General features: G+C 36.5%; 1 protein-coding gene. It reads right to left on the reverse strand.

Annotated features, from left to right (window positions below):
- A partial coding sequence (locus tag KGF50_RS22215) for an N-acetylmuramoyl-L-alanine amidase (RefSeq protein WP_227850029.1) occupies window positions 1-210 on the reverse strand: 210 nt, incomplete at its 3' end.
- Window positions 211-222 lie beyond the last annotated feature (12 nt).

A 222-nucleotide genomic window follows, 5' to 3' on the forward strand; every position in this document is an offset into this window, starting at 1 on the left:
GCCAACTGCCCAAGCACCATCCTTGTGGTCTAGTGTTTGATATATGACCTTATCATCAACATAGTAATGCACGCTTGTTTCTAAGTTACCATTATTAAGTGCTTGTGCATGTCTTTTGGCATCTGCTCCCTTGTCCTCGTTATCCGTTTCATGAATGACAATAAACTTTGCATTATTCTTGCTTGGATAACATTTTTTCTTTGTTAACATCTTTATTATATC

The organism is Clostridioides sp. ZZV15-6598 (genome assembly GCF_020657705.1).
Taxonomy (GTDB): Bacteria; Bacillota; Clostridia; order Peptostreptococcales; family Peptostreptococcaceae; genus Clostridioides; species Clostridioides difficile_F.